8 protein-coding genes are annotated in these 7,987 nt (G+C 62.2%); 2 read left to right on the forward strand and 6 right to left on the reverse strand.

The window, feature by feature from the left end:
• Window positions 1–175 precede the first annotated feature (175 nt).
• The 4 genes from H7C19_RS13805 to H7C19_RS13820 form a co-directional block, all read right to left on the reverse strand.
• Complete coding sequence (locus tag H7C19_RS13805) at window positions 176–1,225, reverse strand: PAS domain-containing sensor histidine kinase (RefSeq protein ID WP_246469499.1); 1,050 nt, start codon at window positions 1,223–1,225, stop codon at window positions 176–178.
• Window positions 1,226–1,289: 64 nt separating this feature from the next.
• Window positions 1,290–1,943: a response regulator transcription factor gene (locus H7C19_RS13810; protein ID WP_185143230.1), complete on the reverse strand. Its 654-nt coding sequence runs from the start codon at window positions 1,941–1,943 to the stop codon at window positions 1,290–1,292.
• Window positions 1,944–1,994: 51 nt separating this feature from the next.
• Complete coding sequence (locus H7C19_RS13815; protein ID WP_185143231.1) at window positions 1,995–2,474, reverse strand: GAF domain-containing protein; 480 nt, start codon at window positions 2,472–2,474, stop codon at window positions 1,995–1,997.
• 235 nt (window positions 2,475–2,709) lie between these two features.
• Window positions 2,710–3,258 carry a copper amine oxidase N-terminal domain-containing protein gene (locus tag H7C19_RS13820; protein ID WP_185143232.1) on the reverse strand — a complete coding sequence of 183 codons (549 nt, stop codon included), beginning with the start codon at window positions 3,256–3,258 and terminating at the stop codon, window positions 2,710–2,712.
• 189 nt (window positions 3,259–3,447) lie between these two features.
• Here H7C19_RS13820 and H7C19_RS13825 point away from each other — a divergent pair, with 189 nt between their 5' ends.
• Complete coding sequence (locus H7C19_RS13825) at window positions 3,448–4,206, forward strand: Crp/Fnr family transcriptional regulator (protein WP_313731628.1); 759 nt, start codon at window positions 3,448–3,450, stop codon at window positions 4,204–4,206.
• A 91-nt stretch (window positions 4,207–4,297) separates the two neighbouring features.
• Here H7C19_RS13825 and H7C19_RS13830 read toward each other — a convergent pair whose 3' ends face one another.
• On the reverse strand, window positions 4,298–5,236 hold the full coding sequence (locus H7C19_RS13830) for an alpha/beta hydrolase (protein WP_221469241.1): 939 nt from the start codon (window positions 5,234–5,236) through the stop codon (window positions 4,298–4,300).
• A 132-nt stretch (window positions 5,237–5,368) separates the two neighbouring features.
• On the opposite strand from H7C19_RS13830, the gene H7C19_RS13835 reads away from it, so the two are divergent.
• A complete protein-coding gene (locus H7C19_RS13835; protein WP_185143234.1) occupies window positions 5,369–6,754 on the forward strand; it encodes a hypothetical protein in 1,386 nt (461 codons plus the stop codon).
• A gap of 64 nt (window positions 6,755–6,818) precedes the next feature.
• Here H7C19_RS13835 and H7C19_RS13840 read toward each other — a convergent pair whose 3' ends face one another.
• Window positions 6,819–7,538, reverse strand: coding sequence for a TVP38/TMEM64 family protein (locus tag H7C19_RS13840; protein WP_185143235.1), 720 nt, complete (start codon window positions 7,536–7,538; stop codon window positions 6,819–6,821).
• Between the last annotated feature and the right edge of the window lie 449 nt (window positions 7,539–7,987).

Genomic DNA, 7,987 nt, shown 5'->3' on the forward strand with positions numbered 1-7,987 from the left:
CATGCGACTTGTAACGATAAAAAGTATCGTTACAGCGGCGAACGGAGCGTGCATGCGACCTGTAACGATATAAAGTATCGTTACAGCGTTAACCGAGAAATGTATAAATGAAAAAATAGACCCTCCCCGGCCGCCAATCGCAGCGAGGACAGTCTATTTGTGCAATTTGCGATATTCATAGCGCGCGATCCGTTCCCGTCGCTCCTTCGCGCCTCTCCCCGACAGGCACCTTGAGCGTGACGGTCGTGCCCCGTCCGGGCTCGGATCGGACGGCCAACTCCCCGGAGACGGCTCTCGCCCGCTCCTCCATGCTGAACAGCCCGACGCCCCGACCCGCTTCCTCCCGGCGGAAGCCCGCGCCCTGGTCCTCCACGACCGCTTCGATGCAGGCGCCCAGGTCCCGCACCCGCACGGTCGCCTCCGCTACGCCCGCGTACTTGCCGACGTTCGTCAGCGCCTCTTGTACGACGCGGTAGAGCGTCGTCTCCGCGAGCAGGTCAGGCCGCCGGCGGACGTCGCAGTCGAAGCGCACCCGGATGCCGTAGTGGCGCTCGTAATGCTCGATGTAGGTACGCAGCGCCGGCACGACGCCCAGATCGTCCAAGACGGAAGGCCGCAGCTCCCAAGCCAGGCCGCGGACGTCCGCCATGAGCCGGGACACCTCGCTGCCCAGCCCTCGGAGATGCTCGTGCCCTCCGTCGGCCAACAGGCGGTCGATCGCGATCTTCAGCGAGAAGAGGCTCTGGCCGATGCCGTCGTGCAGATCCCGGGAGATGCGCCGCCGCTCCTCCTCCTGGACCTGCATCAATTGGGCCATCATCGCTTGGAGCTGCGCCTCCGTCTCCTTCAGCCGCGTCACCTCGTGACGGATCGCCAGGTATTGATAAGGAATCCCTTCGCCGTCCACGAACGGAACGATGGTCGTATCGACCCAGTAGGCTCTCCCGTCTTTGGCGCGATTGCGGATCTCGCCCCGCCACACCCGGCCGGAAGCGATCGTCCGCCACAGTTCGCGCATGAAAGCCTTGCCGTGATAGCCCGAATTGACGATGCGGTGGTCCTGGCCGAGCAGCTCCTCCCGCGTATAGCCGGAGATCTCGCAGAACTTGTCGTTGACGTACTGAATGACGCCCTTGCGGTCCGTCGCCGCCACGATCGACGCCTCGTCGAGCGCGAACTTGACGTCCGACAGCTCCTTCAGCGAACGTCCCAGCCGCTCGCGCAGCTCCGGATCGAGGCCGGCCCCCTCGGAGAGGTTGCCGGCTTCGTTGCGCCTTTCCCCGCTTCGCTCATTCAAAGTTCAGCAGCCCCTTCTTCATCGCGAACTTGACCAGATCCGGCCTCGTCCGCAGATTCAGCTTCTCCATCAGATTGCTCTTATGCGTCTCCACCGTCTTCACGCTGATGAACAGTTGTTCGGCAATCTCGCGGTTGGCGTAGCCTTGAGCGACCTTGGCCAGAATCTCCTTTTCCCGTTCGGACAGCGATTCGTAAGTGCCGACGAGCTCGCCGCCGCGCATCTTGTCCAAGTAGTCGCTCATGAGCCGCTTGGTGGCGGCAGGAGACAGATAGGCCTGCCCCTCCGCGATATGCCGGATCGCCGACAGCAGCTCCTCGTGGGGGGCGCTCTTCAAGATGTAGCCGGAAGCCCCCGCCTGGATGGCGCGGAACAGATAGCCTTCGTCGTCGTGCATCGTCAGCACGAGCACCGCCGCGTCCGGCAGCAGCTTTTTCAGCTCGGCCGTGGCGGTTAAGCCGTCTTTGCCGTGCGGCATGCTCAAATCCATCAGCACGACGTCCGGCAGCAGCTCGGCCGCCCGGGCCAGCGCCTCGTCTCCGTCAGCCGCCTCCCCGACGACGGTCATCCCCATCTTGCCGTCCAGCAGCAATTGGAGCCCCGACCGGACGACCGCGTGGTCGTCCACCACCAAAATGCGGACCATCCGCCTCTCCTCCTCAGATCCCAGTCCTGAACCGACTTCAGTAACTTTATTCTACCATACCGGCTCCTGAGGCTCGGCGGATTCCGCCCGCCAGCCGGAGAGCCGCTGCGCGAGACGTTCGCCCTCGCGCTCGGCCAGCCTGCGCTCCTCTTCCCGATAGACATGCAGAACGCGATCGCCGATCAACAGAATCCCCGTCACGAGACCGCCGCTGCGGAGAGGAACCGCATAGGCGGACTTCAGCCGCTCCGCGATCAACAGCGGGTACTCGTGCAGGCGGCGGGCGGCGGCCAGCTCTTCCGCTCGGAGCGTCGCGGCACGTCCTACCTTCATGACCGTCCCGCTCAAGCCGCCGCTGCCGCTCTCCCCGATGCCGGCGAACCGTTCGTTCCCGTTGCCGGAGACGAACGGCCACTTGAGCGTTCGCCCTTCCCTCTCCAGCAGCCCTAGCGCGCAGAAGTCGCAGGGCAGCGCCCTGCGGATCAGATCCAACTGCTTCCGCACGCCTTCAACCGTCTCATGATCGTACATGGGCGTTCCGCCCCTTTCTTCGACCGCTTAGCCGCCTCCTGTAAGCCCTCGCCGGAGGTGCATACATCGCCTGCTCGCTTGGCCCAATCTCTGCCGCTATAGCTCCAGTGTAGCCGATCCTCCTAGGATTGGGAGTCGGGGAATCCCCCGATGCCGCGGTCCGGGAATCGCCTAATTCTTCATCTTCTGTAGCCTGCATTACAAAATAAAAAGCACCCGAAGGTGCTTGAAAGGTTCATGCTTTAGCCGTTGAGATATTTATGATTTTTGTTTTTTGATCGAATTCGACTACCGCTCCAAAGGATTGCGCGATGAATCGGGCGGGAACCATCGTTGCGTTGTTTACGATTTGCGGTGCAACGCTTATTGTCGTTTCGACATCGTTTATCTTTGCTGTGGTTTGACCTATGCCACACACGACTTTAACATTTCCATTCGACGCCGTAATAACTCCCAATTCATAGTTGACCGTGGCGCCCAATGCTTCAAATATTTTTCGCAACGGGACCAGCGTAAAGTCGTCTAATAAGACTGGCTTCTGATCAAATTGAAGTTCCGTACCGTCAACGAATACTTTAAAATCGGTCGTTACGTACTCAGGTTGAGTTGGCGGAGTCTTCCCCGTGTCTCTGTAGAAATCTTTGCAAATTTTCGTATCGGGATGGCTTGCGCAATCGCTCTCATAAAAGCTATCGGGGAATAACCGTTCAGCGCTTGCGGCGGATACCATGAAGAGACAAAAGATGACCGAGATCAGACACGATACATACATTTTCTTTTTCATTTCCCCTTAACGCTCCTCAACAAGTAATAGATTACAGTTCTAAAATTCGACAAATACAAACAAGTCCCTTTCGGTGTTCCATAAATTTTCCATTAAGGAAATAAGGGAAATCCCGCAGTCGCAATCGGGAGGTTCCCCGATGTCCCCGCGCACGCGAAGGGAGTAAGCTGATCTTATCAGGTGCAGAGGGTGGGGCTAGCGATGCGCGAGACGGCGAGGAAGGCTAAGAACGAGGTGCGGGACTGCAATCCGCTGGGGGTTCGTCATTTTTTCACCGAGGAGCAATTCGTCCGGCTGGAGGAGCTGATGTATCCGAAGCGCGCGGAGGCCGGCAGTTACCTGTTCTGGGAAGGAGAGGCGGCCGGCAAGCTGTACTATCTGCGGTCGGGCAAAGTAAAGCTGCGGAAGTCGACCGCCGAAGGCAAGGACTTCACGTTGTCGATCCTTCAGGCGGGGGATATGGTCTGGGAGCCGGAGAACGGCATGACGGCGGCATACAGCTTCAGCGCGGAAGTGCTGGAGCCGGCGGAGCTCGGCGTCATTCAGTGGCGCGATCTGGAGATTCTGCTCTACCGCCACGGCGACTTCGCGGTGAAGTTCATGAACTGGATGGCGATCGTCCACCGGATCACCGATTCGAAGTTCCGCGATCTGCTCCTGTACGGCAAGCCCGGCGCGCTCGCCTCGACGCTCATCCGCCTGGCGAACTCATACGGCGTCGCCGGGGAGGAAGGCATCCGGATCAGCCTGAAGCTGACGAACGCCGAACTGGCGGACTTCATCGGAACTTCGCGGGAGAGCGTGAACCGCATGCTGAACGGCTTGAAGGAGGAGGGGACGATCGACATCCGCAAAGGCCGCATCCACATCCTGAACCTGCAAGCCCTTCGGCGGATCTGCCGCTGCCCTGCCTGTCCAGCGTGTCCGAAGGAAGTGTGCCGGATTTAACGCGATTCCGGTTTTGTAACGCAATCGTAATATGGCTTTCATCTATCTTTCATCTTGGGGAGTTACAATGCATACATGACCCCCCTTTTCATTAATATAACCTTTGGGCTTGCGGCCGGATGGCTTGCAGGCCCGCTTTTTTTTGTGCGGACAGCTGGTTGCGGAAAAAGGGAATGACCGTCCCCCAGAAGGCCGGATCCCGCTCCGATGCGCTATGTCCTTCGACGTCTACGAAAAGATGGGAGAGCGTCGGGGTTCGGGACAGTACGTGATCGAGCTCGGTCGGCGGGATGAAGTCGTCCCCGCGGGAATGGATATGCAGCGTCGGTACGCGGCGGCCCCGGGCGTTGTCCGCGAGGATGCGGGCGGGATCGGCCCGCTTCATGACCCGGCGGGGAATGCCGCTGCGCCACACCATCACCTGCGGGATCATTTGGGCGAGCGGGAAGGCGGGCAGACGGCGCCGCCGCAATTCGGCTTCGACCATCGTCGCGAAGCGGACGGGCATGGCATCCGTCACGAGCGCCGCGATGGGAACGCCCGCATCCAGCGCGAGGACGGCGCCGAACGCGCCCAGCGAATGGCCGAGGACGCCGATGCGCGCAGCATCTACGTCCGGACGGCGGTTCAGCCAAGCGATCGCCGCTTCGATATCTTGATAGAACAAGAGGCCCGACGGCGCCCGGTGCGGGCCGCTGTCGCCATGGGCGCGCACGTCGTAGAGCAGCACCGCGAAGCCCGCTTCATGAAGCGGACCGGCATACCGGAGCACCCGGGACCGGTTCGAGCCCCAGCCGTGCGCCACGACGATAGCCGGTCCCGGTTCCGACGCGCTGGCGTTCGGCTGCGGCAGGAACCACCCGCGAATCGGCTGTCCTCCGCTGGTCCAGCCGACTTCCTCATACGGTACGCCCGGCTTGTTCTCGTTCGGCAGCTGACGGGGGCTCTGCGCCTTGCGCGTCAACAGCCAGACAAAGACGGCGCCGGCGGCGACCAGCACCGCCACGAGCCCGAGGATCCACATCCACATGATACGTTCACCTGCTCTGCGGTAATTTGAATACTGGAAATATTGTAGCGCAGACGGCTGCTTCGCACCATCGGATAGGCGGATGCATATGGTGCATTATCGTCATTCGCCTATATCGAGGAGGAGCAACTTATGCCGAATAAAGGGTCGAAAGCCGTTCGACCTCACGTGCGCAAACCGGCTGGAGGCACCCAAGCCCGGCCCGTTGTCGCACCTAAGCTTCGCACCTTGTCCGCAGCCCAGAAAAAGAGCGGATCAGCCAAGGCGGGGGGCAAAGTGCGGCTTCACCAAGAGGCCGATGAGCCGCAACTGCCGATCAGGCAAATTCCTTGGTGGGTCGTGCCGGAGCACCAAAGAGCGCTGCTGCCGGGCGCCGGCATGACGCCGGGAACCGGCATGGGACCGGGCGCCGGCATGGGACCGGGCGCCGGCATGGCGCCGGGAACCGGCATGGGACCAGGCGCCGGCATGGCGCCGGGAGCCGGCATGGGGCCGGGCGCCGGCATGGGGCCGGGCGCCGGCATGGCGCCGGGAACTGGCATGGGACCGGGCGCCGGCATGGGGCCAGGCGCCGGCATGGGGCCAGGCGTCGGCATGGCGCCGGGAACTGGCATGGGACCGGGCGCCGGCATGGGGCCGGGAACTGGCATGTTCCCGGGAACAAGCATGGGGCCGGGCGCCGGCATGGCGCCGGGAACCGGCATGGGACCGGGCGTAGGCATGGCGCCGGGAACTGGCATGGGACCAGGCGCCGGCATGGGGCCGGGAACTGGCATGTTCCCGGGAACAAGCATGGGGCCGGGCGCCGGCATGGCGCCGGGAACTGGCATGTTCCCGCCAGGTTCGGGGCCCGGCATGTTTCCGCCAGGTTCGGGGCCAGGAATGTTCCCGCCCGGCATGTTCCCGCCCGGTTCAGGACCCGGCATGTTCCCGCCAGGTCCAGGACCCGGAATGTTCCCGCCAGGTTCGGGGCCCGGCATGTTCCCGCCAGGTTCGGGGCCCGGCATGTTCCCACCAGGTTCAGGGCCCGGCATGTTCCCGCCAGGTTCGGGGCCCGGCATGTTCCCGCCAGGTTCGGGACCCGGCATGTTCCCGCTAGGTTCAGGGCCCGGCATGTTCCCGCCCGGATCGTTCCCGCCCGGTTCGTTCCCGCCCGGAACAGGGGCCTTGCCGCCTAGACCAAGACCGCTCCCATTCCCGGGGGCCGGGATCATGCCGCCCAGACCCAGCAACGACACCTATGTCGCCGTTCGTATCAACGGCGGCCAGACCCTCCCCGACGCAGAAGGCAACTTTTATGTATCGCACTATCCGGGCATGACGATCCGTCAAGCCCTGATCGCCACCGACCGCATCCGGTTCGGACCGGAAGGCTTCATTCGGTGGGGGTCCGGCGTAACGATCGGGGACGGCGTCGGTCTGACGCTGCGGCTGAACGGCCAAGTCATTCCGCAGTCGCTGATGGATCAGCCGATCACGCCGGGCAACACCGTCGTCGTCGACTTGTACCGCATTTAGAAGACTTCCAACGGCAACGCCCGCGACCGGATGCCTCCGGCGCGGGCGTTTGCTTGCGCTTCCCTCATGAACGGGCGCCGGCCTTCCGCCGTAGCCCCGGACCACGGACAACCCTCGTATCGCCATCGGACGCCGCGTTCGGCTCTTCGACTTCCCGTTCGACCTTTTTGCGGTACAACAAGGGGACCGACATCGCCACGGCGAAGACGATGCCGGCCAGCGCGATCTGCTTCCAGCTCCCGCGCGTCAAGCTCGCGCCGAGGAAGCAGTAGGCGAACGTCCCGGGCAGCGCGCCGATCAGAGTCGCCGGCAGATATGCCCGCATCGGGATCCTCGCGGCGCCAGCCGCATAACTCACCAGATCGAACGGCACGAACGGCGCCAGCCGCAGCAGCAGCACCATCGGGAAGCCTCTGCGCTGCATCGCGCGTTCGAGCTTGTGCAGCCGGGGGTCGTCGCGCCCGCGGAAAAAGCCGAGACCGACCCGACGCGCGAGCAGAAATGCAAGGACGGCGCCGGGCAGTTCGCCCAACACCGTATAGAGCATGCCTAGCCACGTGCCGAAGGCCAGTCCCCCTGCCAGCGTCAGGATAGACGCCGGGAACAACGTAAAGGGACGTACCAGAAACAATCCGATATAGATCGCGGGGGCAATCCATCCGAAGGACAGCATCCAGCTGCGAATCGTCTCCGGCGACAGCTTGAGGTATCGAAAATCCGTCCACAGCAGAATGCCTGCGATCGCGGCCGCAATCGCAACAATCAGCACTGTTCTACGCCGCACTTCCATCCGCCCTTCCAATTCGCGCCAAGTGTAATGTTCTATTACAGGCTTCCCTGCTTTAATTGGGTACATAAGCATCGGATCGCTTGTTTGGGCGGAACGGCAACTCCTTCTCGCCGTCCCGCAGCTGGCCCGCGCAAAAAAAGCCGTCGGCTCAGGCGGCTTTTCCGCTCCATTTGCCGCTCAAAAAACACGCATGACCTTACCAGGTCACAGGCTATAATGGAAATGTGACAGGCTATAAAAGGATCGCACAGCGGCGAATCCGGCCTTTACGAGCTGCAACGATAAAATCCACCTGGCCTATCTGATTCTAATTTGGTGGTTAGCGGACATTCTGACATTCTAAGCACCTATTGTTCCGTCATCATAGATTTGTCAGACCTCCAGACCTTCAGACCTCCAGACCTCCAGACCTCCGGACCTCCAGCCCTCCAGACCTCCAGACC

Origin of the sequence: Cohnella nanjingensis, from assembly GCF_014212125.1 — a bacterium.
Taxonomy (GTDB): domain Bacteria; phylum Bacillota; class Bacilli; order Paenibacillales; family Paenibacillaceae; genus Cohnella; species Cohnella nanjingensis.